General features: G+C 64.9%; 21 protein-coding genes and 1 tRNA gene. 14 read left to right on the top strand and 8 right to left on the bottom strand.

Going from position 1 to position 25,687, the window contains the following annotated elements; translation table 11 throughout:
* Positions 1-57: 57 nt before the first annotated feature.
* Both AB4Y43_RS06870 and AB4Y43_RS06865 read right to left on the bottom strand, forming a co-directional pair.
* Entirely contained in the window at positions 58-525 is a 468-nt protein-coding gene (locus tag AB4Y43_RS06870; protein ID WP_368727300.1) for a copper chaperone PCu(A)C, read from the bottom strand.
* A 66-nt stretch (positions 526-591) separates the two neighbouring features.
* Complete coding sequence (locus AB4Y43_RS06865; protein WP_368727377.1) at positions 592-1,185, bottom strand: SCO family protein; 594 nt, start codon at positions 1,183-1,185, stop codon at positions 592-594.
* 372 nt (positions 1,186-1,557) lie between these two features.
* Between AB4Y43_RS06865 and otsB the strand changes: the two genes are divergently transcribed.
* On the top strand, positions 1,558-2,310 hold the full coding sequence (gene otsB / locus AB4Y43_RS06860) for a trehalose-phosphatase (RefSeq protein ID WP_342945458.1): 753 nt from the start codon (positions 1,558-1,560) through the stop codon (positions 2,308-2,310).
* A 112-nt stretch (positions 2,311-2,422) separates the two neighbouring features.
* Entirely contained in the window at positions 2,423-3,853 is a 1,431-nt protein-coding gene (gene otsA / locus AB4Y43_RS06855) for an alpha,alpha-trehalose-phosphate synthase (UDP-forming) (protein ID WP_368727299.1), read from the top strand.
* Positions 3,854-3,980: 127 nt separating this feature from the next.
* On the opposite strand, the gene AB4Y43_RS06850 is transcribed toward otsA, so the two are convergent.
* On the bottom strand, positions 3,981-5,816 hold the full coding sequence (locus AB4Y43_RS06850) for an ABC transporter ATP-binding protein (RefSeq protein WP_342945460.1): 1,836 nt from the start codon (positions 5,814-5,816) through the stop codon (positions 3,981-3,983).
* Positions 5,817-6,595: 779 nt separating this feature from the next.
* Between AB4Y43_RS06850 and AB4Y43_RS06845 the strand changes: the two genes are divergently transcribed.
* The 3 genes from AB4Y43_RS06845 (at position 6,596) to AB4Y43_RS06835 (ending at position 9,532) form a co-directional block, all read left to right on the top strand.
* Positions 6,596-7,660 (top strand): glycosyltransferase family 4 protein, encoded by a 1,065-nt coding sequence (locus AB4Y43_RS06845; RefSeq protein WP_069262552.1) that lies wholly within the window; start codon positions 6,596-6,598, stop codon positions 7,658-7,660.
* Positions 7,661-7,995: 335 nt separating this feature from the next.
* On the top strand, positions 7,996-8,976 hold the full coding sequence (locus AB4Y43_RS06840) for a hypothetical protein (protein WP_368727298.1): 981 nt from the start codon (positions 7,996-7,998) through the stop codon (positions 8,974-8,976).
* A gap of 91 nt (positions 8,977-9,067) precedes the next feature.
* Positions 9,068-9,532, top strand: a complete 465-nt coding sequence (locus AB4Y43_RS06835) for a DUF2214 family protein (RefSeq protein ID WP_368727297.1) — start codon at positions 9,068-9,070, stop codon at positions 9,530-9,532.
* 133 nt (positions 9,533-9,665) lie between these two features.
* Here AB4Y43_RS06835 and AB4Y43_RS06830 read toward each other — a convergent pair.
* The 4 genes from AB4Y43_RS06830 to AB4Y43_RS06815 all read right to left on the bottom strand — a co-directional run bounded on the left by AB4Y43_RS06830 (position 9,666) and on the right by AB4Y43_RS06815 (position 11,933).
* Positions 9,666-9,740, bottom strand: a tRNA-Val gene (locus tag AB4Y43_RS06830).
* Between the two features lie 48 nt (positions 9,741-9,788).
* Complete coding sequence (gene dnaQ, locus AB4Y43_RS06825) at positions 9,789-10,535, bottom strand: DNA polymerase III subunit epsilon (protein ID WP_342945462.1); 747 nt, start codon at positions 10,533-10,535, stop codon at positions 9,789-9,791.
* A gap of 58 nt (positions 10,536-10,593) precedes the next feature.
* On the bottom strand, positions 10,594-11,043 hold the full coding sequence (rnhA, locus tag AB4Y43_RS06820; protein WP_069262548.1) for a ribonuclease HI: 450 nt from the start codon (positions 11,041-11,043) through the stop codon (positions 10,594-10,596).
* Entirely contained in the window at positions 11,040-11,933 is an 894-nt protein-coding gene (locus AB4Y43_RS06815) for a class I SAM-dependent methyltransferase (RefSeq protein ID WP_069262547.1), read from the bottom strand. The genes rnhA and AB4Y43_RS06815 overlap by 4 nt, the downstream gene beginning before the upstream one ends.
* A gap of 20 nt (positions 11,934-11,953) precedes the next feature.
* Here AB4Y43_RS06815 and gloB point away from each other — a divergent pair, with 20 nt between their 5' ends.
* From gloB to AB4Y43_RS06785, 6 genes are all read left to right on the top strand, one after another.
* Entirely contained in the window at positions 11,954-12,790 is an 837-nt protein-coding gene (gene gloB, locus AB4Y43_RS06810) for a hydroxyacylglutathione hydrolase (RefSeq protein WP_368727296.1), read from the top strand.
* A gap of 154 nt (positions 12,791-12,944) precedes the next feature.
* Entirely contained in the window at positions 12,945-14,588 is a 1,644-nt protein-coding gene (locus tag AB4Y43_RS06805; RefSeq protein ID WP_368727295.1) for a transglycosylase SLT domain-containing protein, read from the top strand.
* A 591-nt stretch (positions 14,589-15,179) separates the two neighbouring features.
* Complete coding sequence (gene carA / locus AB4Y43_RS06800) at positions 15,180-16,319, top strand: glutamine-hydrolyzing carbamoyl-phosphate synthase small subunit (protein ID WP_069262544.1); 1,140 nt, start codon at positions 15,180-15,182, stop codon at positions 16,317-16,319.
* 144 nt (positions 16,320-16,463) lie between these two features.
* On the top strand, positions 16,464-19,718 hold the full coding sequence (carB, locus tag AB4Y43_RS06795; protein ID WP_368682093.1) for a carbamoyl-phosphate synthase large subunit: 3,255 nt from the start codon (positions 16,464-16,466) through the stop codon (positions 19,716-19,718).
* Positions 19,719-19,935: 217 nt separating this feature from the next.
* Positions 19,936-20,412 (top strand): transcription elongation factor GreA, encoded by a 477-nt coding sequence (gene greA / locus AB4Y43_RS06790; protein ID WP_042261359.1) that lies wholly within the window; start codon positions 19,936-19,938, stop codon positions 20,410-20,412.
* Positions 20,413-20,499: 87 nt separating this feature from the next.
* Positions 20,500-20,961, top strand: coding sequence for a DUF4149 domain-containing protein (locus tag AB4Y43_RS06785; RefSeq protein ID WP_342945987.1), 462 nt, complete (start codon positions 20,500-20,502; stop codon positions 20,959-20,961).
* Positions 20,962-21,017: 56 nt separating this feature from the next.
* On the opposite strand, the gene AB4Y43_RS06780 is transcribed toward AB4Y43_RS06785, so the two are convergent.
* Positions 21,018-21,563, bottom strand: coding sequence for a YhbY family RNA-binding protein (locus tag AB4Y43_RS06780; RefSeq protein ID WP_368616061.1), 546 nt, complete (start codon positions 21,561-21,563; stop codon positions 21,018-21,020).
* A gap of 274 nt (positions 21,564-21,837) precedes the next feature.
* On the opposite strand from AB4Y43_RS06780, the gene AB4Y43_RS06775 reads away from it, so the two are divergent.
* From AB4Y43_RS06775 to folP, 3 genes are all read left to right on the top strand, one after another.
* The gene (locus tag AB4Y43_RS06775; RefSeq protein WP_342945988.1) at positions 21,838-22,500 is read left to right on the top strand and encodes an RlmE family RNA methyltransferase; all 663 of its coding nucleotides are present in this window, start codon (positions 21,838-21,840) and stop codon (positions 22,498-22,500) included.
* Between the two features lie 198 nt (positions 22,501-22,698).
* Complete coding sequence (gene ftsH, locus AB4Y43_RS06770) at positions 22,699-24,585, top strand: ATP-dependent zinc metalloprotease FtsH (RefSeq protein ID WP_069262540.1); 1,887 nt, start codon at positions 22,699-22,701, stop codon at positions 24,583-24,585.
* A gap of 119 nt (positions 24,586-24,704) precedes the next feature.
* Positions 24,705-25,610, top strand: coding sequence for a dihydropteroate synthase (gene folP, locus AB4Y43_RS06765; RefSeq protein WP_141710609.1), 906 nt, complete (start codon positions 24,705-24,707; stop codon positions 25,608-25,610).
* Positions 25,611-25,687 lie beyond the last annotated feature (77 nt).

Raw genomic sequence — 25,687 nt, 5'->3', positions numbered from 1 at the left:
AACATGCTTGCGCGCGCAACCAGTCTTGAATGCGCACGCGGTGGTGTTACCGCGGCCTTACTGCCCCGAGGGCGGCTTGACCGCGAACGGCGTGTCGAGCGTTTCGCCGTCCGAGAACTGCAGCTTCACGTTCACGGTGTCGCCCGGCGCGACCTTGTGCTTCGCTTTCTCCAGCATCAGGTGGTAGCCACCCGGCGCGATGGCGAGCGTGCCGTGCGCGGGCACCGTCGCCTTGTGCACCATGACCATCTTCTGCGTCGAGCCATTCGAGACCGTCTGATGCAGCATGACCATGCCGTAAGTGTCGCTCGAGACACCCACGAGGTCGACCGGCTGGTCGCCATCGTTCTTGAGCGTCACGTAGCCCGCGGCCGGCAGGTCGTTGGGCAGCCAGCGCACCCATGCGTCCTGCGCGGTCAGCGTGCCGGCGGCGGCGTGTGCGCCGGGCGCGAAGGCGGCGAGCGCACCGAAGGTGCTCAGCGCGCAGCCGAGCGAGACGGTGAGTGACTTGAGGTTCTTCGTCATAACGTTTCCTGTTGCGATTGCTGTTGCGTCAAAACCCGATGATTGGACCGGCGAGGCCGCATGCGTTCACGCCGTGTCGTTGATGACGCGGCGCAGGTCATGCGCGATCGCGTCCGCAGAGTCGTGGTCGGTGGCGAGCAGGCGCGCATGACCTTGCGCGTCGAACACATAGACGGCCGAGCTGTGCGTGACTTCGTAGTCGCCGTCGGGGTCGCGCTTTTCCATCTGATAGGCCACGCGGTAGCGCCGCGCGAGCGACTCGATCTGGGCATCGGTGCCGGTCAGGCCGCGCGCATGCCGGGCGTCGAACGCGCCGACGTAGGCGTGAAGTGCCTGCGGCGTATCGCGCGCCGGATCGACGCTGATGAAGAGTATCCGCACTTTGTCCGCATCGGGGCCGAGCTTCGCTATAACCTGCATCAGGCGCGCCATGGTTTCCGGACAGACGTCCGGGCAATGCGTGTAGCCGAAATAGACGAGCGTCGTGTCTCCGCGAAAACTGGTGCCGGTCACGGGTTGGCCGTTGTCGGCCGTGAGCGCGAAGTCCAGGTCGGGCAGATGACCGCTCACGTTCGTGAGCTGCCACGCCTCGCCCGGGTGCGAACACGCGGCGAGCAGTACCGCGCCGGCCACCACCGCCGCGTGCCGCAGGCTACGCATGCCGCCGCGAAGGTGGCCGCGAAGGTGGCGGCTCAGGCGGGTGCGGAACGTGCGCAGCGTGCGCTCGAAGGTGGCAAACAAAGGCAATGTCGTCGACTCGATTGGATCACGTTGGCCGCGCTCGCTCAGACCATGGGGCTCGGCTTGTCGCTGCGACTGTAGCAAAATTGGGTCCGCGCGGTCGCGAGTGGCCCGGTCGTGCCGATCGCTCGCGTCAATATGCCGCATCTTCGAGTCCGGGAATGCCTGCACAGGCGGTCAGCCCTCACTTTCTCGATAATCGATCCAAGGCGCGGTAAGATTCGCACACTTTCCCTGGGCGCAGCCCGGGGCCATACCCGGCCAGCGAGGCCGATGGGTGAAAAGAACGCAATGCAAGCACTTCCGGCAGTCCTGCCGCCTGATCAGACGGCATTTTTCTTCGATTTCGACGGCACGCTCGTCGAGCTCGCGCCCACGCCCGATGGCGTGCTCGTCCGACCGGAGATGCTCGCGCTGCTGCGCGAGTTGCGCCGCGCGACGCACGGCGCGGTGGCGATCGTCTCCGGTCGCGGCATCGAGAGCATCGACGGTTTCCTCGGCATGCCCGATCTGCCCGTGGCCGGCCTGCACGGCGCCGAGCGGCGCGACGCCAACGGCGACACGCAGCGTGTCGGCTTCAACGACCAGCGTCTGCTGCACATGGAGCAGGTGCTCGCGGAGGTCGTGCGCACGCATGCGGGTATGCTGCTCGAGATCAAGGGCGCGTCGCTCGCGCTGCACTACCGCAACGCGCCGGAGCGAGAAGCCGAAGCGCGCGCCGCGACCGAGCGCCTCGCCGCCGACTACGCCGACGCCTACGTGCTGCAGCCCGGCAAAATGGTCTACGAAATCAAGCCGAAGGACGTCGACAAGGGCCGCGCGCTGCGCGCGTTCCTCGACGAGCCGCCGTTCGCGGGCCGTAGCCCGGTGTTCGCCGGCGACGACTTGACCGACGAAAAGGGCTTCGCCGTCGTCAACGCGCTCGGCGGGCTGTCAATCAAGGTCGGCGGCGGCGACACCATCGCGCAGACGCGCGTCGACTCGGTCGAAGCGCTGATCGGCTGGCTCGCATCGCTGGTCGCCGCCATGCCAGGCGCCCGATGACCGCGCGCATGCCTCACTTCATTGCCCACGTAGACTGCCTGACCTGGCCGAGCCGAAGCCCCGCCTCGCGCGCGCCACGCCTTCCCGATTTCCTGCACGGACCCCGCCCCTCATGAGCCGATTGATCATCGTGTCGAACCGCGTCGCGCCGATTTCCGAAGGCGGTCCGGCCGCGGGCGGCCTCGCGGTGGGCGTGTACGACGCACTCAAGGAAACCGGCGGCATGTGGTTCGGCTGGAGCGGGGACGTGCTCACCTCCGGCCAGCCGCAGATCGCCCTCGAAGAGCGCGGTCCCGTGACCTTCGCCACCATCGGCCTGCTGCGGCGCGACTACGACCAGTACTACCGCGGTTTCTCGAACGCCACGCTCTGGCCCGCCTTCCACTACCGCGCCGATCTCGTCCAGTACGACCGCCACGACTACGAGGGCTATAGCCGCGTGAACGCGTGGCTCGCGCAGCAGCTCGTGCCGCTGCTGCGCGAAGACGACGTGATCTGGGTCCACGACTATCACCTCATCCCGTTCGCCCAGGCATTGCGCGCGGCGGGCGTGAAGAACCGCATCGGCTTCTTCCTGCACATTCCGTTTCCGGCCTCGCAGGTGTTGCTGGCGGTGCCGCCGCATCGCGAGCTGGTTGAGGCGCTGTGCGCGTTCGACCTGCTCGGCTTCCAGACCAAGCCCGATCTGCGCGCCTTCTGCGACTACATCGTGAACGAGGCGGGAGGCACGACGGCGATGCAGCCGGACGGCCTCACGCGCATCGAGGCGTTCGGGCAGACGCTCTGCGCGGGCGATTACCCGATCGGCGTCTATCCCGACGAGATCGCGGAACTCGCCAAGGCCGGCGAGCGCGGCAAGCCGGTGCGTACGCTCAAGTCCACGCTGCACGGGCGCAAGGTCATCATGAGCGTGGACCGGCTCGACTACTCGAAGGGGCTCGTGGAGCGCTTCCGTGCTTTCGAACGCCTGCTCGACCACACGCCGGCGCAGCGCAACAAGGTCTCGTTCGTGCAGATCGCGCCGCCCACGCGTGCCGACCTGCATGCCTATCAGGACATCCGGCTGCGCCTCGAGGCGGAGTCGGGGCGTATCAACGGCCGTTACGCGGAACTCGACTGGACGCCGATCTGGTACATCCACCGCCAGTACGAACGGGCGGTGCTGGCCGCGCTGTTCCGGGCGTCGAACGTCGGCTACGTCACGCCGCTGCGCGACGGCATGAACCTCGTCGCCAAGGAATACGTGTCGGCGCAGGACCCCGAGGACCCGGGCGTGCTCGTGCTCTCGCGCTTTGCCGGCGCGGCGCAGGAGCTTTCCGGCGCGCTGATCGTCAATCCGCTCGATATCGACGGCATGGCCGATGCGCTGGGCGCCGCGCTCTCCATGCCGCTTGCCGAGCGCCTCGCGCGCTATCAGGACATGATGGCCCAGTTGCGCGAGAACAATGTCTCGGTCTGGCGCGACCGCTTCATGCGCGATCTCGGCCGGGTCTGCGTGCGGCAAGGGGTGAGCTTGCCGCCGCTCGAGCGCGCGCAGGGCTGAGCACCCGCGCCTCGCTCCCATTCGAGAGCGAAAAAAAGCCGCTTCAGTCGATGCACTGAAGCGGCTTTTTTGCGTCCGGGAGTCTGGGGCAAGACCAGCGGGCGATGCGCCCGCATGCGGGGTGGCGTCAGGCCACGTGCTTTTCGTCGGCCTTCTTGCTGCCCAGATGGAGCGTGGCCTGCTTGCCGTACTGCTTGGCGAGGAGGTCGCGGTAGAGGCCCGGACGGTTGCGCAGTTCTTCCGGACTGCCGTCGTCGATCACCTTGCCCGCACTCATCACGATGATGCGGTCGAAGTTGTTGAGCGTGGAGAGGCGGTGCGCGATCGCGATCACCGTGCGGCCCACCATCAGCCGGTCGAGCGCCTGCTGGATGGCCTCTTCGGACGCGCTGTCGAGCGCCGAGGTGGCCTCGTCGAGCAGCAGGATCGGCGAATTCTTGAGAATGGCGCGCGCGATCGCGATCCGCTGGCGCTGGCCGCCCGACAGCTTCACGCCGCGGTCGCCCACGATCGTGTCGTAACCCTCGGGCATCGCCTCGATGAATTCGGCGCAGCGCGCCTCGCGGGCCGCGGCGAGCACTTCCTCGCGGCTCGCCTCGGGGCGGCCGTAGGCGATGTTTTCGTAGATCGAGCGGTGCAGCAGCGAGATGTCCTGCGGCACGAGCGCGATGGCGTGGCGCAGGGTGTCCTGCGTAACGTGCGCGATGTCCTGGCCGTCGATCTTGATGGCGCCGCCCTGGGTGTCGTAGAAGTGCTGCAGCAGCGCGAGCACCGTCGTCTTGCCTGCGCCCGATTTGCCGATCAGCCCCACGCGCTGGCCGGCCTCGATGCGCAGGTCGAAATGGTCGAGGATCGGCTTGCGGTGCGGATACGCGAAGGTCACGCCCTCGAATTCGACGCGGCCGCCCTGAGCCACGAGCTCCTTGGCGTCGTCCCGGTCGGGCATGCCGTGCGGCTCCAGCAGCGTCTGCACGGCCTCGGCGAGGCGTGCCACGTGCTGGGTCACGTCCACGAGCGCCACGGCCAGATCGCGCGTGCCGTGCAGGATCGTGAAGCCGAGCGAGCTGACCAGCACGATGTCGCCCGACGTCGCCTTGCCCTGATCCCACAGCCACAGCGCCCAGCCGAGCAGGCCGGCGGACAGCATGGCCGTGATCACGGCGTGCAGCAGACGCAGCTTTTCGAGATAGAGCAGGCTCGAGCGTCGCGCGTCGAGTTCGGCCTTGACCGTCGAGCCGAAGCGCTTTTGCTCGCGGAACGTCATACCGAAGGCGCGCACGAGCGCCATGTTGCCGATCACGTCGACGAGCTCGCCATCCACCGCGGCCGCTTTCGAGGCGAAGGTGTGGTGGCGCGACGAGCCGCGCCCAGCCAGCTTGAAGAGGATCACCGAAAGGATCGCAGAGCAGAGCAGGAGGCCCGCCGCCATCAGCGGGTTCACGACGATGATCATGACGATCGCGCCGGCCACGGCGATGCAGGGCGGCAGCACGTTCCAGGCGGTGGTGTTCTCGGCCGTGTAGACGGCGTTCGACGTCGCCGTGATGCGGCTGGCGAGCGTGCCGGGCTGTTTTTCGGCGTAGTAAGTGGGCGAGTGCCCGCTCAGATACTGAAAGAGATCGCGCCGCAGGTCGCCCGTCACGGCGACGAAGGTGTGCGCTGCGAACCAGCCGCCGACCCGCCAGAGCAGGTTGTCGGCGGCGATCAGGCCGACGAGGATGGCGAACGCGGTCCACAGCGGGCCCGGATGGTGGCGTCCCGCTCCGAGCACGTCGATCAGATGCTTGATGGCGTACTGCGACGCAAGCGCGCAGCCGACGGCCGCGAACACGCTCGCGAGCACGACAGTATGGGCGAACGGATGGCGCTTGATGTAGCGGAAAAGGAACGCGAGCGGGCGCCGCGCATAGCTCGCGAGCTTGGCGTTGTGGGCGTTACGCTGAGCGGGAGTCAGATGTTCCAATTGATCGGGTGGTCGGTCTGACGGAATTTCGTCCGTGCAAGTTCAAGGAAGATAGCGGGCGCTCCGGCGATGAACGGCTTCCGGCGCGCGGCAACGAAGGCGGACTTACCGCATTGTAAACACCCCACGGGCCTGGCGCACCGCCTGTGCCCGGCGGACGCGCATCATATCGCGACACGATAGCGCGGGATACAGATTGGGGACACGTTGTTGCAGTGGAGGTTCAACAGGAATCGTGGATCGTTTTAGAGATAGGTGTTTTAGAGATAGAATTACCGATTGCATTCGGAAAAGCGGTGTGCTTGCTCGCAACACGCTGTCGGCCGGTTGCGAACCCGGAAACGAGCAGGATCGATTCATGCGCACAAGAGCCGCGACAATCGCGCGCAGTTGCTTCCCGCAGCGCAGCACCCAATCTAGAACTCTCTTGGAAAACAATGGGTTGCGGAGTGTTTCCGGTGTGTAACAACGTAAAGACTTTGAAATGATCTAGCCGGTATTTACCCTGGACCGGGATAATGCCGACTCGGACAGCGTAGGGAATTTGACAGCTTCTGTGTCAACGGCCGCGAACCCTGCGCGTTTACCGCCTGAACCGCCGCGTGTGCGCTCTCTTGCCGCTTCACAACTGCGTCGGGTCTGTGTCCGGATTTCCGGCGCGGTTAGCGGTATGGAACGCCTGTAAGGCGCGTGGCGACAAGGAAGCCGCAGCCTGCATAGGTCGATTGTCAAACTTGCAGTCTATTGCCCGATTTATTACGAGGAAGGAGTTCACCACTATGCGAATCGCTCAAATCGCTCCGTTGCACGAGGCGGTTCCTCCCAAGCTGTACGGCGGCACGGAACGGGTGGTCTCCTACCTGACCGAAGCGCTGGTCGAACAGGGCCACGATGTCACGCTGTTCGCCAGCGGCGATTCGATCACCTCGGCAAAGCTCGAAGCGTTCTGGCCGCAGGCACTGCGCCTCGACCCCACGATTCGCGACGTGATGGCTCCGCACATGCTGCTGCTCGAAGAAGTTCGCCGCCGCGCGGACGAGTTCGACGTGCTGCACTTCCACATTGACTACTACCCGTTCTCGCTGTTCCAGCGCCAGCCGGTGCCGTTCGTCACGACCATGCACGGCCGTCTGGACCTGCCGGAACTGCAGCCGGTGTTCAATGCGTTCAACGACGTGCCGGTGGTGTCGATCTCGGACAACCAGCGTATTCCGCTGCAGCAGGCCAACTGGCAGCAGACCGTGTACCACGGCCTGCCGGAAGACGTGCTCACGCCGATTCCGAACGTCGAGCCCGGCTACCTCGCATTCCTCGGCCGCGTTTCGCCGGAGAAGGGTCTTGACCGGGCGATCCGCATCGCCGGCCAGGCGGGCATGAAGCTCAAGGTCGCCGCCAAGATCGACAAGGCCGACCGCGCCTACTACGAAGAAGTCATCAAGCCGCTGATGGCGTTGCCGCATGTCGAGTACATCGGCGAAATCGGCGAGCACGAAAAGCGCGAGTTCCTCGGCAATGCGCATGCCCTGGTGTTCCCGATCGACTGGCCGGAGCCCTTCGGTCTCGTCATGATCGAAGCCATGGCCTGCGGTACGCCGGTCATCGCGTTCAAGCGCGGCTCGGTGCCGGAAGTCATCGAGAACGGCGTGTCGGGCTTCGTCGTCGAGGACGAAATCAGCGCAGTCGCGGCGGTCAAGCGCCTGTCGACGCTGCCGCGCGAGAAGGTGCGCGCCGCGTTCGAGGCACGCTTCTCGTCGAAGGTGATGGCACGCAATTACGTGGCCGTGTACGAAGAACTGCTGCGCCAGAAGCATCGCACCGTGCTGCGCGAAGTCAACGCCGGCTAAGCTACGTACCGAAACTGGACGCGCTGCGGCGCGCCCGGTTTTCCCGCTGTTCCCCAACGCCCCGGTGCAATGCACCGGGGCGTTGTCACATTCGCGGCGGCGGCGGGTGAGGCGCACGCTTAATGTCCCTATAATGGCCGTGCCGTAAAATCCGCAGCGCCCACGAAAGCGTGCCTTGTATGGGACCGGAGTAAGACGCTAAAGCGCCAACTCCGGTCGACAGCTTTGCATGGGACCAGAGTAAGACGCTAAAGCGTCAACTCTGGTCGACAGCTATGCATGGGACCAGAGTAAGACGCTAAAGCGTCAACTCCGGTCGACAGAGGAGAATACCCTTGGCCAGAACCCGACCGACGCCCACGGCCACCGTACCCGGTGCCGGGACGCTTTTCGCGCTGCGCGCGATCGGGCTCGTAATCCTCGCGCGCTGGTTGCACTCCATGGCGCAAATGAACTTCGTCGCCGCGCTCGAAGGCATGGCGTCGTCGCCGGCGGCAAGCCTGAATCTCGTCTTCCTGTTTTTGCTGATCGTGCTGCCGGGCGCCAAGGCGCGCGTCGAGCGGCCGTTTCACCCGCTGCCCCAGTGGCTGCGTCAGGCGCTGCGATTTTTCGGCGTGCTCGGCCTCTTGTTCGCAATCGGCTCGATCGGCGTGTTCGTCTGGACCGCCGGCTGGCGTCGCACCATCCACGCCGTGGCCGACACCAACGGCTGGCTGGTTGCCGCCCCCGCGCTCTATGCCGCCGTGGTCTGGATCTGCCGGCCGCGCGCGCTCTGGCGCAGCAACTTCGCCGCGCGGCGCTTCGCGATCGGGCGCTTCGCCGTTTCGATCGATGCTGCGACGCGCACGACAGTCGTCTGGCGGGAGAGCCGTAAGGTAGGCCAGTACGATGCCCGCGAGTTGTCGGTGCGCTGGCTCTGCGGTGCGGCGCAGGGCGGGGCCGTTGCGTCCGGGCCCGCGCTCTTGCCCGCGCCGCCGCAGACCGGCGATCCTGCGCCCGCGGGTGGCGTCGCCGAACCGGCTGCTGTTTCGGATGCTGCGCATGCCGCGGATACCACGGATACCACTGCAACGCTGGGGGCCGGCCAGTCTGCGGCCACGCCTGAGCCGGGCGCGCCCGCTGCGCAGCGGCCGGCATCGGCATCCTCTGCTGCAGCGCCTGCGGGCAAGCCCGCGCGCCGCGCGAAGATCGAGTTGCTCTGGGATTCGCCCGCTGCGGCGGGCCATAACCGTCAGACTGTGTTTCGCGTGGGGCTCGCCTCCGAAGGCGACCGCACCGCTGCACGCGCCCTCGACATCGCGCTCAAGCAGGTCTGACGGCCCGTGGCCCGGCCGCGTTGCGCGACGTCCGCGTTCTCGCCGCTTTACCATTGCTTGCCGTTCCTGTCGTCCACCGGAAGGAGTTGCAATGCTGATACGCTGGTTGCTCGCCGCCGTTCATTTGCTCGCCTTCGGCTTTGCGCTCGCTTCGATCCTGCGGCGCACGCGCGGCCTGCGCCGCTGCACGTCGACCGAAGACCTGCCGATGATCTTCAGCGCCGACAACGGCTGGGGCGGCTCGGCGGTCGTCCTGATCGTGACTGGCGCAATGCGTGCGTTCGGCGGTTTCGAGAAGGGCGCTGCGTACTACATCCACGAGCCGCTCTTTCTCGTAAAGATGGCCGCGCTCGTGCTGATCCTTCTGCTCGAAATCGCACCCATGATGGCGCTGCTGCGCTGGAGGCTCGCCGTGCGGCGCGGCGACGTGCCGGATCTCACCGGCGCGGCGAAATACGCACTTATCGGCAGATGGCAGACGCTCATGCTTGTCGTGATGGTATTCGCGGCCACGGGCATGGCGCGCGGCATCGGTCTAGATCCTTCGATTGTTTGATTCGGATTGCTGACGGTGAAACGCGCCGACCGGATGTTTCGCGCAATGCCGAAGCCCAAAGCAAAAGGCCTCGTTGCTTTCGCAACGAGGCCTTTTATTCTTCGGTGCTTGTCGTTACCAACACCAGGAATTCTGGTGGGTAGTACTGGGATCGAACCAGTGACCCCTGCCGTGTGAAGGCAGTGCTCTACCGCTGAGCTAACCACCCGAAGAGATGGAGATTATGCAGGGTGTTTTCGATCTTGTAAAGCCCTTTTTAAGCATTTTGCGCATCGGCCGCATTGGCTTCGGCGGGAGCCGGCTCGGTGCGCCAAACCGACGTCCCCTTGATCGCCTTGTCGAGACCGTCGAGCACGGCGTTGTGTTCGGCGATTTCTTCGTCGCTCGCCATGATCACCGGCAGATCGATCGACTCGAGCTGGATGCGCGGCGCGGCGGCCGCACCGGGCGCGGCGTGCTCGCCCAGCATGTCGATGACGAGGCTTTCCTGGCCGCGCGTCATCGCGAGGTACACCTCGGCGAGCAGTTCCGAGTCGAGCAGCGCGCCGTGCAGCGTGCGGTGCGCGTTGCTGATGCCGAAGCGGTCGCACAGGGCGTCGAGCGAGTTGCGCTTGCCCGGGAAGATCTGCTTGGCCTGCACGAGCGTGTCGATCACCTCGCCACAGTGCTCCTTGAATCCCGGCTTGCCGAGTAGCGCGAGTTCGGCGTCGAGAAAGCCGATGTCGAACGGCGCGTTGTGGATGATGATGTCCGCGCCGCGAATGAAGTCGAGGATCTCGTCCGCGACTTCGGCGAACTTCGGCTTGTCGGAGAGGAACTCGGTCGTGAGGCCGTGCACGGCGAGTGCGCCCGGGTCGCTGTCACGCTCCGGGTTCACGTAGAAGTGCAGGTTGTTGCCGGTGAGCCGGCGGTTCACCAGCTCGACGCAGCCGATTTCGATGATGCGGTCGCCCGTGCGGGCGTTCAGGCCGGTGGTTTCGGTATCGAGAATGATCTGGCGCATGTCTTGTAAGGCGTGAAAGCGTGAGGCCGCCGCGAAGCGGTCCTGGAAAGCAGCGGTCTCAGAGTTCCGCGAGGGTGGCGACGCCGCGGTTCGCGAGCGCGTCGGCGCGCTCGTTCTCCGGGTGGCCGGCGTGACCCTTCACCCAGCGCCACTCGATCTCGTGCTGGGCGACGAGCGAGTCCAGACGCTTCCAGAGGTCGTCGTTCTTGACCGGCGTTTTAGCGGCCGTCATCCAGTTCTTCTTCTTCCAGCCGTGAATCCACTCGCTGATGCCTTTTTGCACGTACTGCGAGTCGGTATGCACGATCACCTTGCACGGGCGCTTGAGCGCGTCGAGTGCGGCGATCACCGCCATCAGCTCCATGCGGTTGTTGGTCGTGCCGGCCTCGCCGCCGAACAGTTCCTTTTCCTGCGCGCCGAAGCGCAGCAGCGCGCCCCAGCCGCCGGGGCCGGGGTTGCCCTTGCAGGCGCCGTCCGTGAAGATTTCGACGAAGTCGGGTGTGCTCATGAGTCCTTGTTGCGTGTTGGGGAGGGGGTGGTCGCCGCGGGCTTCAGGCTCGCGGCCAGCACCGGCTTCTTGACCTTCAATGGGCCGACGAGGCGCATGCCGCGCACGCGCTTGATCGCCGTCACCATATAGATAGCGCCGAAAATCGGCCACCAGCGGTCGCCGGCGGCTTCCATGAAGCCGTAGCGGCCGAGCCACTGGTCCGTCGCGAGCGGCGGACGATAGCAGCCGAAGCGCCCGCGTTCAAGCTCGAAGCCCAGCAGCTTGATCCAGTCTTTCAGACGCGTGAACGCGATCAGGTCCTGGCGCGCGGGCAGGAACGGATGGCCGGTCAGCTTGCCGACCGACTGGCGCGCACCCCACAGTGAAAGCGAGTTGAACCCGACGATCAGCAGCTGCCCTTCGGGCATCAGCACACGTTCGGCTTCGCGCAGCAGACGGTGCGGGTCGCTCGTGAATTCGAGCGTGTGCGGCATCACGATGAGGTCGACGCTCTGCGCCTCGAACGGCAGATCGAGAAAGTCGCACCAGACAGTGCTGCGGCCCGCGGGCGCGTGAAGCAACGAACCGCCGCCCGCAGCCGGCGTGCGGTCCGCTGTTGCGCCGCCTGCCTCGGGCGGAGTTTGCCCGCCGTTCGGGTGGGAATGGGCCGACGCGCCGGGTACGGAGTAGGGTGCGCTTGCAGCACTGGCGGCATCGAGCACGAGGCCGCGGCACGACATGCGGTTCTCGCGCAGGGCGTCGAGCTGCGGCAGGCCGAGCTGCAGCGCATGGTAGCCGAATATGTTCGACACCACGCGGTCGAGCTGCTCCTGCTCCCAGCCGAGCACATACCTGCCAGCGGGCGAGGCGGTCCAGGCGGGCCAGTCTATAATCAATCGGTCAGACATGTCGAAGAATACGTCGCCCCATGAAGAATCCGCTTGAGTACGCGCGTTCGAGCGATGCGTGCGCCTACGAGTACGTACCGGTTCCGGCTTTTGAAGACAATTACATCTGGGTCGTTTCGGACGGCCGGAATGCCGTTGCCGTCGATCCGGGCGACGCCGCTCCGGTTCGCGCGTACTTCGCGAAGCGCGGCTGGCGGCTCGTCGCTATTTTACTCACCCATCACCACAACGACCATGTCGGCGGTGTGGCCGACCTGCTCGCCGACGCACGCGTGCCCGTCTACGGCCCGGCCGGCGAGGCGCTCGGCTCGCTCGATGGATTCGTCACGCGCGTGAAGGGTGGCGACGCCGTCCATCTGGATGCACCCGCGCTCGACCTGACGGTGATCGATGTGCCTGGCCATACGCGTGGCCATATTGCGTATTTCCAGGCGGCCGATGCCACCGGCACACCTCACGTGTTCTGCGGCGACACGCTCTTTGCCTGCGGCTGCGGCCGCCTCTTCGAGGGTACGCCCGCGCAGATGCTCGACTCGCTCGACGCACTCGCGGCGCTGCCCGGCAATACCCATGTGCATTGCGCACACGAGTACACGTTGTCGAACATTCGCTTCGCGCTCGCCTGCGATCCCGAAAACGGCGATCTGCGCGACTGGAGCCGCGAGGCGGCGGCGCTGCGCGAGCGCGGCGTGCCGACTCTGCCTACGACGATCGCGCACGAGCGCGCCGTCAATCCTTTCCTGCGCGCGGGCAATGCGGCGGTGCAAGCCGCGCTCTCAGAGGCGCTGCACGAATCGGTGCCGGACCGGCTGGCGGCTTTCGCAATGCTGCGTGAATGGAAGAATCGGTTCCGCTGACCCAGCCGGGTCAGGGGGCATGCTCAACCCAATCGTATGGAATCACGCCCAAGCTGCGGATTTCATGGCTTTTTTTCCATTAATTCCGATTGACGGAAACCGGCACGTTCCGTACTATCGGCTGCAAATTCCAGCCATGCGGATGTAGATTTTCATGCGATTCATAATCAGTGCGCTGCTGGTCCTCATGCTCGCCGCCTGTGCGAGCGGGGGACCGTCTGCGAGTTCTCAAGCACCAGCCAACGCCCAGGCCAACGCCGACCTCATTCGTAAGACCTCCGCTGCGAAAGAAACCATTAACGTCGATCAAGGCTCCGTCGATCAGTTGACGAGCCCCGACGCCGACCTCTGGGGACGCATTCGCCGCGGCTTCCAGATGCCCGACCTGCAGAGCGACCTCGTCGACATGAACGCCAACTGGTACGCCCAGCGGCCCGACTACGTCGCGCGCATGACCGAGCGTTCGCAGAAGTACCTCTATCACATCGTCGAAGAGCTCGAGGCGCGTCACATGCCTACCGAGCTCGCGCTGCTGCCGTTCATCGAGTCCGCCTATAACCCGCAGGCGCTGTCGGTCGCGAAGGCCGCCGGCATGTGGCAGTTCGTGCCGGGCACGGGGCGCACCTACAACCTCAAGCAGAACATGTGGCAGGACGAGCGCCGCGACGTGCTGGCCTCCACCAGCGCCGCGCTCGACTATCTCTCGCGCCTGCACGACATGTTCGGCGACTGGTATCTCGCGCTGGCCGCCTACAACTGGGGCGAGGGCAACGTGCAGCGCGCCATCGCGCGCAACGAGGCGGCGGGCCTGCCGACCGACTATCAAAGCTTGCGCATGCCCAGCGAAACACGTAACTACGTGCCGAAGCTTCAGGCGGTCAAGAACATCGTGATGAACCCGCAGCAGTACGGGCTTACGCTGCCATCCATTCCGAACCACCCGTATTTCGTCACGGTCACGACCTCGCACGACATCGACGTGGACGTCGCCGCCAAGCTCGCGAACATGACGACCGACGAGTTCCGCTCGCTCAACCCGTCGTTCAAGAAGCCCGTGATTCTCGGCGCGACCGACCCGCAGATCCTGCTGCCGTTCGACAACGCGAGCGCGTTCGAGCGCAACCTGAAGGCCTATTCCGGTCAGCTTTCGTCGTGGACCGTCTACACGACCGACTCGCGCACCACGCCTGCGGCGATCGCGCAGAAGATCGGCGTGGACGCCGATACGCTGATGTCGGTGAACAAGATTCCGGCGGGCATGCGCCTGAAGGCGGGCTCGACGCTCGTGGTGCCGCGCACCGACGACGGCGACGACGAGGACATCAGCGCCGACGTGGCGGAAAGCGCGGTGCTGGCCATGGAGCCGGACGTACCCGACACGCGCAAGATGCTGATCCGCGTACGCCGCAAGCAGTCGATGGAAGCCGTGGCGAGCCGCTATGGCGTGTCGCTCGGCCAGTTGAAGGCGTGGAACAAGACCCGCCGCGACTACGTCGCGCCCGGCCAGGTGCTGGTTTTGCACGTACCGGTCAACAAGGCAATGCCGAGCGAGCCAGGACCGGAGCGTCTGGCAACGAACGTTTCTGGTGGTGGAGTGCAGCGAATTGGCACCCGCGTTGCAGACACCGGGTCGAAGTCGCGATACGATAAGAAGCACGGTCGCGCGCGCACCGAGGTCGTCAAGGTTTCCGAACCTTTCAAGGCCAGGACGGTCAGCGCTGCGCCCAGCAAGGCGTCGAAGGGTACGGCGAGCCGCCCGAAGGCCGACACCCACACGCAGAAACACCATACAAAATAGCGGCTGGCGAAGGGTGCTCAAACATGCGTTGCGGGGGCAGCGCATGGTATTTCGCTCCGATCACTTTTCCGTTTTTGTTGTGTTTGACGCCGTCACCCCGCCAGGTGGCGGCGTTTTCATTGGCGGGTCCCAAACATAAAGGGCGTGATTCGGTGCGGCGCCGTGCGGGCGACGCTTGCCGCTGCGCCCCCGCCCGCTATAGTGGAAAGGGCCATGCACCGGGCCGCGAGCACGCTCCCCGTCGCCAGCGTCATCCTGAAATTTGAAGGAAAGGTGACTTTCGCGCTATAATTTCAAGGTTTGAGCTTATCAACCCGCACCCTAGCGCCTACCTCCTCCCATCCGTTCATCCGCCGCCCGCGCTTCATCGTCAACTGGCCGGCTGCCGCCCGATCCTGCGTCACAAACGCGCGCTCGTGGCCCGGCGCCACAACGGTCGACCGCACACGAAGAGTCGCGCAAGCGAGCGAGCCGCGCGCGCATCCTGATCCTCACGGAAAGGGGTGCCGACGCCGCAGCCGCTCCCACAGGTCGCAAGATCGCAACGTCGGATAACAGGTCGGCACAGGGTGCTCCCCCAAGGAGTCTCCCGTGTTGCCGTCATTCTCTCCCGCTCTGCTCGCGCTCGCCGACGGCACGGTCTTTCGTGGTTACTCGATCGGCGCGCCGGGTCATACGATCGGTGAAGTCGTGTTTAACACGGCCATCACCGGTTATCAGGAAATCCTGACTGACCCGAGCTACGCTCGCCAGATCGTCACCCTCACGTATCCGCATATCGGCAACGTCGGCGTCAACGCCGAAGACGTCGAAGCCACGAAAGTCCATGCCGCCGGTCTGATCATCCGCGACCTGCCTGTGCTCGCCTCGAACTTCCGCATGGAGCGCACGCTCGGCCAGTATCTGAAGGACGAAGGCGTAGTCGCCATCGCCGGCATCGATACGCGCAAGCTCACGCGTATCCTGCGCGACAAGGGCGCGCAGAACGGCGCGATCCTCGCAGGCTCCGACGACGAAGCGAAGGCCATCGAACTCGCGCGCTCGTTCCCGGGCCTCGCGGGCATGGACCTCGCGAAGGTCGTCTCGACCGACGAGCCGTACAAGTGGAACACCACCGAATGGCGTCTGGGTGAAGGCTACCGCACGCAATCGGCGCCGAAGTACAAGGTCGTGGCGTTCGATTACGGCGTGAAGCAGAACATCCTGCGCATGCTGGCCGAGCGCGGCTGCGACGTCACAGTGCTGCCGGCGCAAGCGACGGCTGAAGATGCCTTCGCACTGAACCCGGACGGCGTGTTCCTTTCAAACGGCCCCGGCGACCCGGAACCCTGCGACTACGCGATCAAGGCGACGCAAGCCTTCATCGAGCGCGGCATCCCGACCTTCGGCATCTGCCTCGGCCACCAGATCATGGGCCTCGCCGTGGGCGCGAAGACCATGAAGATGAAAACGGGCCACCACGGCGCGAACCATCCGGTGAAGGATCTGGCCGACGGTCGTGTCGTCATCACGTCGCAGAACCACGGCTTCGCGGTGGATGCCGCCACGCTGCCGGCCAACACGCGCGTCACGCACGTTTCGCTGTTCGACGGCACGCTGCAAGGCTTCGAGCTGACCGACAAGCCCGCGTTCTGCTTCCAGGGCCACCCGGAAGCGTCGCCGGGCCCGCAGGACATCGGCTATCTGTTCGACCGCTTCACGGCGCTGATGGACAAGGCCAAGGCGGCGTAAGCGCCGCATCGAGCGCAAAAGCAGAGCAGGGTGCGCAGCGAGCCGGTTCGAAGAACGACGGCCCACGCGCGCACCCGGGCGGCAAGCTGAGTCACCCGCGAGCCGCCAGACGTAAAAGACACAGGAATATTTAGCGAGAGCGTTATGCCCAAGCGGACAGACATCAAGAGCATTCTCATCATCGGCGCGGGTCCGATCATCATCGGCCAGGCGTGCGAGTTCGACTATTCGGGCGCGCAGGCATGCAAGGCGCTGCGTGAAGAAGGCTACAAGGTCATCCTCGTCAACAGCAATCCGGCGACGATCATGACCGACCCGAACACGGCCGACGTCACGTACATCGAGCCGATCACGTGGGAAGTGGTGGAGCGCATCATCGAGAAGGAGCGCCCGGACGCGATCCTGCCGACGATGGGCGGCCAGACCGCGCTGAACTGCGCGCTCGACCTGCATCACCACGGCGTGCTTGCGAAGTACAACGTCGAGCTGATCGGCGCGTCGCCGGAAGCCATCGACAAGGCCGAAGACCGCCAGAAGTTCAAGGACGCGATGACGAAGATCGGCCTTGGTTCGGCGAAGTCGGGCGTCGCGCACTCGATGGAAGAGGCGCTCAAGGTGCAAGGCGAAATCGCCGAAGCCACCGGCTCGGGCGGCTACCCCGTCGTGATCCGTCCGTCGTTCACGCTGGGCGGTTCCGGCGGCGGCATTGCCTACAACCGTGAAGAGTTCGAAGAGATCTGCAAGCGCGGCCTCGACCTCTCGCCCACGCGCGAACTGCTGATCGAAGAATCGCTGCTCGGCTGGAAGGAATACGAGATGGAAGTGGTCCGCGACAAGGCGGACAACTGCATCATCGTCTGCTCGATCGAAAACCTCGACCCGATGGGCATCCACACCGGCGACTCGATCACGGTCGCGCCGGCGCAAACGCTCACCGACAAGGAATACCAGATCCTGCGCGACGCCTCGCTGGCGGTCCTGCGCGAGATCGGCGTGGATACGGGCGGCTCGAACGTCCAGTTCTCGATCGACCCGCGCACGGGCCGCATGATCGTGATCGAAATGAACCCGCGCGTGTCGCGTTCGTCGGCGCTGGCTTCGAAGGCCACGGGCTTCCCGATCGCCAAGGTCGCGGCCAAGCTGGCCGTGGGCTATACGCTCGACGAGCTCAAGAACGAAATCACGGGCGGTCAGACGCCGGCTTCGTTCGAGCCGACCATCGACTACGTCGTCACGAAGATTCCGCGTTTCGCGTTCGAGAAGTTCCGCGAAGCCGACCCGCGCCTCACCACGCAGATGAAGTCGGTGGGCGAAGTCATGGCGATCGGCCGCACGTTCCAGGAGTCGTTCCAGAAGGCGCTGCGCGGCCTCGAAGTCGGCGTCGACGGTCTGGACGAAAAGACCACGAGCCGCGACGAGATCATCCGCGAGATCGGCGAAGCCGGTCCGGACCGCATCTGGTACGTGGGCGACGCGTTCCGCGTGGGCATGACGCGCGAAGAGATCTTCGAAGAGACCGCGATCGACCCATGGTTCCTCGCGCAGATCGAAGAGATCGTCAAGAAGGAAGAGGCATGCAAGGGCCGCACGCTCGAAAGTCTCTCGAAGGACGAGCTGCGTTACCTCAAGCAAAGCGGTTTCTCGGATCGCCGTCTCGCGAAGCTGCTGGGCAGCAACGCCACGGACGTGCGCAAGCGTCGTATCGAGCTGAACGTGCGCCCGGTCTACAAGCGCGTTGACACCTGCGCGGCCGAGTTCGCCACGAAAACCGCCTACATGTACTCGACCTATGAGGAAGAGTGCGAGGCCAACCCGACCGCCAACAAGAAGATCATGGTGCTGGGCGGCGGCCCGAACCGGATCGGCCAGGGTATCGAGTTCGACTACTGCTGCGTGCACGCCGCGCTCGCGATGCGCGAAGACGGCTACGAAACGATCATGGTCAACTGCAACCCCGAGACCGTCTCGACCGACTACGACACGTCCGACCGTCTGTACTTCGAGCCGCTCACGCTCGAAGACGTGCTCGAAGTCGTGGACCTGGAAAAGCCGGTTGGCGTGATCGTGCAGTACGGCGGCCAGACGCCGCTGAAGCTCGCGCTCGACCTCGAGGCGAACGGCGTGCCCATCGTCGGCACGTCGCCGGACATGATCGACGCCGCGGAGGACCGCGAGCGCTTCCAGAAGCTGCTGCAGGACCTGAACCTGCGCCAGCCGCCGAACCGCACGGCACGCGCCGAAGACGAAGCGCTCAAGCTCGCCGACGAAATCGGCTACCCGCTCGTCGTGCGTCCGTCGTACGTGCTGGGCGGCCGCGCCATGGAAATCGTCCACGAGCCGCGCGACCTCGAGCGCTACATGCGCGAGGCCGTGAAGGTGTCGAACGACTCGCCGGTGCTGCTCGACCGCTTCCTGAACGACGCGATCGAATGCGATGTGGATTGCATCTCCGATGGCACGGACGTGTTCATCGGCGGCGTCATGGAGCACATCGAACAGGCGGGCGTGCACTCGGGCGACTCGGCCTGCTCGCTGCCGCCGTACTCGCTGTCGCAGGAAACGGTCGCCGAACTGAAGCGACAAACTGCCGCGATGGCCAAGGCGCTGAACGTGGTCGGCCTGATGAACGTGCAGTTCGCAATCCAGCAAGTGCCGCAGGATGACGGTTCGAAGAAGGACATCATCTACGTGCTGGAAGTGAACCCGCGCGCTTCGCGTACCGTGCCATACGTCTCGAAGGCGACCAGCCTGCCGCTCGCGAAGATCGCGGCGCGCGCGATGGTCGGCCAGAAGCTGGCGGAGCAGGGCGTGACGAAGGAAGTCGTGCCGCCGTACTTCAGCGTGAAGGAAGCGGTGTTCCCGTTCATCAAGTTCCCGACCGTCGACCCGGTGCTCGGACCGGAAATGCGTTCCACGGGCGAAGTGATGGGCGTGGGCAAGACCTTCGGTGAAGCGCTCTTCAAGTCGCAGCTCGCAGCGGGCTCGCGCCTGCCGGAGTCGGGCACCGTCTTCATCACCGTGATGGACGCCGACAAGCCCAAGGCTGTCGAAGTCGCGCGCATGCTGCACGAACTCGGCTACCCGATCGTCGCCACGCGCGGCACCGCTGCCGCGATCGAGGCGGCCGGTGTGCCGGTGAAGGTCGTGAACAAGGTGAAGGACGGCCGTCCGCACATCGTCGACATGATCAAGAATGGCGAGATTTCGCTCGTGTTCACGACGGTCGACGAAACCCGCTCCGCGATCGCCGATTCGCGTTCGATCCGCATGAGCGCGCAGGCCAACAAGGTCACGTACTACACGACGATGTCGGGCGCCCGTGCGGCCGTCGAGGGTCTGCGCTACCTGAAGAACCTGGAAGTCTATGATTTACAAGGCCTGCATGCTCGCCTAAACTAAGGCTTCCATTGTCTGTCTAACGTTCGACGAGGCAGGCTACAAAAGCTGAATGTGCCGCGGTTAAGCGGCGTCCCAACAGGGTTTCAGGCTGCGCCAGACCGCGCAGCCGCCCTCGCGGGATGCACTTAACCGCGGAATTTTTTTATGGCCGCAACGTGCGCGACAAGCGTGCGTGGCGCGGTCTCCTTTAGGCCCTTTTGGGCCGTACGAGTTGTTTATGAGCACGATTCCCTTGACCAAGCGCGGTGCAGACCAACTCCGCGGAGAGTTGCAGCGCCTCAAGTCCGTCGAGCGTCCGGCGGTCATCAATTCGATCGCGGAAGCGCGCGCGCAGGGCGATCTGTCGGAAAACGCGGAATACGACGCCGCAAAGGAAAAGCAGGGCTTCATCGAAGGCCGCATCGCCGAGATCGAGTCGAAACTGGCGGCCGCGCAGATCATCGACCCGGCCACGCTCGAAGCAGACGGCCGCGTGGTGTTCGGCTCGACCGTGGATCTCGAAGACCTCGATTCGGGCAAGACGGTGACCTACCAGATCGTCGGCGACGACGAAGCCGATCTCGAGCACGGCCTGATCTCGGTCAGCTCGCCCATCGCCCGTGCGCTGATCGGCAAGTCCGAAGGCGACGTCGCCGAAGTGCAGGCCCCCGGCGGCGTGCGCGAATACGAGGTCATCGAGGTCCGCTACGTCTGAGGGCGCGTCGACGTGAGTACTGCAAGCCACGTGGGTTCCGCCACTCCCGTTTCGCTCGTTGCGCACCGCCTCTTCGGGCTGCTCGCCATGCTGTGGGTCGGCAGTCAGCTGACCATCGGCTATGCGGTCGCCCCCGTCCTGTTCGCGTCGCTCGACAGGCCGGTGGCGGGCGAGCTCGCCGCGCAGCTGTTTCGCCTCGAAGGTCTGATCGGCGTGGTGTGCGGGCTGCTGCTGCTCGGGCTCTCGAGCGTGCTCGTGCGCCGCGGCGCGTTGGGCTATCGCCGGCTGCGCTGGATTCTGGCCGCCATGCTGCTGTGCGTGCTGATCGGCTATTTCGCGCTGCAGCCGTTCATGAACGCGTTGCGCGTTCAGGCGATGAGCGCGGGCATGGACGTGGCCAGTTCGCCGTATGCGAGCCGCTTCGGCTTGCTGCACGGCGTGTCGAGCCTGTTCTATCTCGTGCAGAGCTTGCTGGGTGCGTGGCTCGTTTGGCTGCTGCCTTCGGCGCGCGGCATGCTGCCGCGGCGCATGGAAACCGCTCCGCACTGAAAACGACCTGAAGCCGGGCCAGGCGAAAAAAAGCGCGGCTCGAAGGCCGCGCTTTTTTACTTCGAACCCTGGTGGGCCCGCTTGGAGCTGGTTTGGCGTTTCTTGGCGCGCTTGATGTTGCCGCCTTGCGTGACGCGCTCGTTGCCCTTGACCGTCACCTTTTGCGCCTTCGGCTTGCGCATGGGGTTCTCGCTGGCCTTGACGACCTTGACGGTGCGCGGCGCGGCGCCGCGCTTGCCCGCTTCACGAGCGCTCGGTACGTCGGCGGCCGGGCGCGACACGGTGCCGCGGGCGCCGGCGCGCGCGGTCGTGGCCTTCGCCTTGGCTTCTTCGGGCTTGTAGATGACGAGCAGCTTGCCGATGTGCTGGATCGGGGCGGCGCTCAGGCGGTCGCAGATCTCTTCGTAGATCGCGAGGCGCTCTTCGCGCTCGTCGCCGAACACGCGCACCTTGATGAGCTGGTGCGCAATAAGGTGAACCTTGATTTCCTTGAGGACGGCGTCGGTCAGTCCCTCGGCGCCGATGAGCACGACCGGTTTGAGCGCGTGAGCCTGGGAGCGCAGCTCGGAGCGCTGTTCGGCGGAAAGAGTGAGGGCGGGCATGGGATGTGGCAGACTCGACTAAAATGACGGCGCCGCGCGGGTCGACAGGCGTGAATTGACAACCTGGGCAGACGTGGATTGCGGTCCGCGAAAAGCGGGCCGCCAGCGGGCAAAGCGCGTCGGAACTACGGAAAACCGTGGGGAACGGCAGGGCGCGGGCAAAAAACGCCGGCGGAGCAACAAACATCCGGCCAGGCGGGCCGCGACGGCCGCACGAATAAAACGCGTATTATCCGCTAAAAGCGCGGAATCACGCAGCAAGAGTTCATCTTTAATGGCAAAAAATCGCTTCAACCAGTCGTGGCTGCACGACCATATCAACGATCCGTACGTGAAAATGGCACAGCGGGAGGGCTATCGTGCCCGCGCTGCCTACAAGCTGAAGGAAATCGACGAGCAGGACAAGCTGATCCGCCCCGGCATGGTGATCGTGGACCTGGGCGCGGCGCCCGGCAGCTGGAGCCAGTACGCTCGCAACAAGCTCGCGCAAGGCACGAAGCGCGACGACCAGCGGCAGGGTGGGATCGACGGCACGATCATTGCGCTCGATCTCCTTCCGATGGAACCCATCTCCGACGTGCAGTTCCTGCAGGGCGACTTTCGCGACGACGAGGTGCTCGCGCAACTGGAAGAATTGGTGGGCGGCCGCCCGGTCGACCTTGTAATTTCGGACATGGCGCCCAATCTCTCGGGGGTCGCGTCTGCAGACGCGGCACGCATCGAGCACGTGTGCGACCTCGCGCTCGAGTTTTCGCAGAATCATCTGAAACCCGATGGAGCCCTTTTAGTCAAATGCTTCCACGGCAGCGGTTACAGTCAGATCGTCGAGAAGTTCAAGCAGCAGTTCAAGGTCGTGGCGGCACGCAAACCGAAGGCTTCGCGTGATAAATCGTCCGAAACGTTTATTTTGGGTAAACATCTGAAGCGTCCCTGTTAAACGGGGCATGATTGCCGTGCAAATGGCGCAATCTGGTCGCAAAATGACCCCGAGAGGCGGTCAGGACAAGGCGCTCGGGCTATTCCTGCGGTAGCGAAACGTTATGGCAGGGGTCCGTGTACTGGATTAGAATGCTTTGGTGGTGTCGCAGTCGCAAGGCAAATGTAGGCGCCCATCTATGAGTGAAGGAGTGGTGCTTTGAACAACAACATGTTTTCGAAGGCAGCAGTGTGGCTGGTAATCGCACTGGTGCTGTTTACGGTGTTCAAGCAGTTCGACAAGCCCCGTGTCCAGGAAGGCGTTTCCTATTCGCAGTTCATGGACGACGCGAAGAACGGCAAGGTCAAGAGCGTCGTGGTGCAGGGGCGGAACCTCACGGTCACTCCGGCTGATGGCCAGAAATACCAGATCGTCTCCCCAGGCGACATCTGGATGGTCGGCGACCTGATGAAATATGGCGTGCAGGTGAGCGGCAAGGCTGACGAAGAGCCGAACGCGCTCGTTTCCGCGCTGTACTACCTCGGGCCGACCATACTCATCATCGTGTTCTGGTTCTACATGATGAGACAGATGCAGGGGGGCGGCAAAGGCGGGGCGTTCTCCTTTGGTAAATCGCGCGCCCGCCTGATCGACGAGAACAACAATGCGGTCAACTTCTCCGACGTCGCGGGCTGCGACGAAGCGAAGGAAGAAGTGTCCGAACTCGTCGACTTCCTGCGCGATCCGCAAAAATTCCAGAAGCTGGGTGGACGCATTCCGCGCGGGGTGCTGCTCGTTGGCCCTCCGGGTACGGGTAAGACGCTGCTGGCGCGCGCCATTGCCGGCGAAGCGAAGGTGCCGTTCTTCAGCATCTCGGGTTCGGACTTCGTCGAAATGTTCGTCGGCGTGGGCGCGGCCCGCGTGCGCGACATGTTCGAGCAGGCCAAGAAGCATGCACCGTGTATCGTGTTCATCGACGAAATCGACGCGGTCGGCCGCCATCGTGGCGCCGGCATGGGCGGCGGCAACGACGAGCGTGAGCAGACGCTGAACCAGATGCTGGTCGAGATGGACGGCTTCGAGGCGAACTCGGGCGTCATCGTGATCGCGGCAACCAACCGTTCGGACGTGCTGGACAAGGCGCTGCTGCGTCCGGGCCGTTTCGACCGCCAGGTCTATGTGGGCCTGCCGGACATCCGCGGCCGCGAACAGATCATGAAGGTGCACCTGCGCAAGGTGCCGATCGCCAACGACGTGGATGCAGCGGTCATTGCACGCGGCACGCCGGGCTTCTCGGGCGCCGACCTCGCGAACCTCGTGAACGAAGCCGCGCTGTTCGCGGCGCGCCGCGGCAAGCGCATCGTCGAAATGCAGGACTTCGAAGACGCGAAGGACAAGATCTTCATGGGTCCGGAGCGCAAGTCGGCGGTGATCCGCGAAGAAGCGAAGCGCGCCACGGCGTACCACGAGTCGGGTCACGCGGTGATCGCGAAGCTGCTGCCGAAGGCGGACCCGGTGCACAAGGTCACGATCATCCCGCGCGGTCGCGCGCTGGGCGTGACGTGGCAGTTGCCCGAGCACGACAACGAAACGTACTCGAAGGACTATCTGCTGGATCGTCTGGCCATTCTGTTCGGTGGCCGTGTGGCGGAAGAGCTGTTCATGAACCTGATCAGCACGGGCGCGTCGGACGACTTCAACAAGGCCACGCAAACCGCTCGCGCCATGGTCACGCGCTTCGGCATGACCGACGCGCTCGGAACGATGGTCTACGCCGACGACGACAACGACGGTGGCCCGTTCGGCAAGGGCTTCACGCGTGCGATCTCGGAAGCGACGCAGCAGAAAGTCGATGCGGAAATCCGCCGCGTGCTCGACGAGCAGTACAACCTCGCGAAGCGCTTGCTCGACGAGAACCGCGACAAGGTCGAAGCCATGACCGCGGCCCTCATGGAGTGGGAAACGATCGACGCCGACCAGATCAACGACATCATGGCCGGCCGTCCGCCGCGCTCGCCGAAGAGCACGCCGTCGCCGGGCGACGCGTCGTCGGGCGGCAGCACGGGCACTGAGGTCAAGCCCGGTAGCGCCACCGCACCGGCGTGATCCTTATCGAGTAAAGTTGCGGGCCGGTGTGATGTTCACATCGGCCCGTTTTGCATTTCTGGCGTGCCGCTGTGCCGCCGCATCTTGTTACACATCTGACGTTTTCTGACGTGCCCAACATCTCCTCGCAAGGTAGTCTGCCACCTGAACCGCTCGCGTGCGGTCGTTTCACGCTGACGTTCGAGCGTCCGCTCGTCATGGGCATCCTCAACACAACACCCGACTCGTTTTCCGACGGCGGTCGCTATATCGCTTTCGGCGACGCCTTGCGCCGCGCCGAGCAGATGATGCTAGACGGCGCCGATATCATCGACATCGGCGGCGAATCGACGCGCCCGGGTGCGCCGCCTGTGCCGCTCGACGAGGAACTCGAACGCGTGATTCCGCTGGTGGAAAAGCTCAAGGGTGCGAACGTGCCGCTGTCGATCGACACGTACAAGCCCGAGGTCATGCGCGCGGCGCTCGCGGCAGGCGCAGACATGATCAACGATATCTGGGGATTCCGCATGCCCGGCGCGATCGAGGCCGTGCGCGAGAGCAACTGCGGGCTGTGCGTGATGCACATGCTCGGCGAGCCGCAGACGATGCAGCTGGGCGAGCCCGACTACGTGAATGTTGTGCGTGAGGTGCGCGAGTTTCTTGCCCAGCGTTGCGCCGAACTCGAAGCGGCAGGCGTGGCGAAGGCGCGCATCAGCGTGGACCCGGGCTTCGGCTTCGGCAAGTCGGTGGTCGAGCACAATTACGCGCTGCTCGCGCACCTGCCCGAGACGGCGCCAGAGGTTGCGGCAGGCCTCGCACCGTATCCGATCCTGGCCGGCATGTCGCGCAAGTCGATGCTCGGCGCGCTCGTGAACCGGCCCGCGCCCGAACGCGTGGCGGCGAGCGTGGGGGCGGCCGTGTGCGCGGCAGAGCGCGGTGCGGCGATCATTCGCGTGCACGACGTGGCGCCCACCGTGGACGCGCTCAAAGTCTGGGCGGCGATGCGCGACGCGATGTCCGCCGCTACGTCGGCTACACAAGGCTGAGCGTTTGCCCGGCGCAACGCTGACCGGCGCGAAGTGCGCCGGAGCGGCTCCGGGCGCCACAATACAGGACAAAGCAG

This window comes from Paraburkholderia sp. BR10872, assembly GCF_040965835.1.
Taxonomy (GTDB): domain Bacteria; phylum Pseudomonadota; class Gammaproteobacteria; order Burkholderiales; family Burkholderiaceae; genus Paraburkholderia; species Paraburkholderia nodosa_A.
This window is presented reverse-complemented; position numbering and strand designations above follow the sequence as displayed.